The organism is Halorubrum sp. Atlit-26R (assembly GCF_003666015.1).
Classification (GTDB): Archaea; Halobacteriota; Halobacteria; order Halobacteriales; family Haloferacaceae; genus Halorubrum.
The window spans coordinates 1-585 of sequence record NZ_QPLT01000299.1 but is presented as its reverse complement, the minus strand read 5'-3'; the positions used below and the strand labels follow the sequence as shown (position 1 = coordinate 585).

The following is a 585-nucleotide window of genomic DNA, read 5'->3' as shown; positions in this document are numbered from 1 at the left end:
GCCGAAACCCCCACGCCAGTCGGCGTGATCGGACGTGTCAGTCCTGCGACAGCGACTGATCGGCGGGCCGGCCGGTCGGCGGTCGCTTCGAGACCGCTCGGACGGCCGCGGTCTGCGGGTCGTTCAGGACACGACGCGCCCGCTCGGGGAGCATCCACGCCCAGTCGACGTGCTCGTCGCTGATATCGACGTTTCGTCGGGAGGTGTAACACTTATAATGAACGGCGAAGCGACCCTCCTCGTCGTCGTTGACCCACGCGTTCGTCGCCACGGGCGTGTGGATCTCGACGGAGATACCCGTCTCTTCGGTGATCTCTCGGCGGAGGCCGCGACGGACTGGCTCCTCGACGGCGAGCCGTCCCCCGGGTAACTCCCACTTCCCGTCGGACGCGCGCTGGAGGACGAGGTTCCGGCCACGGGAGTCGATGATGACGCCCCGGACGCTCACCGTCGCGCGGAGCAGTTCGTCGGTCATTGGCGTAACTGAAGTTCAACTAACAATAAATCTGTGGGCCGGCGCGCGTTCGGACCCCGAGCGACGTCTCGGAGACGAGATCTGCCGTCCCCGTGGCCGAGTCGGGACCG

Annotated in this window: 1 protein-coding gene; it reads right to left on the bottom strand. The window is 67.0% G+C overall.

Annotated elements, in window-relative coordinates; all coding sequences use genetic code 11:
• Positions 1-37: 37 nt before the first annotated feature.
• Positions 38-475, bottom strand: coding sequence for an NUDIX domain-containing protein (locus tag DVK07_RS20670; protein WP_121598597.1), 438 nt, complete (start codon positions 473-475; stop codon positions 38-40).
• Positions 476-585 lie beyond the last annotated feature (110 nt).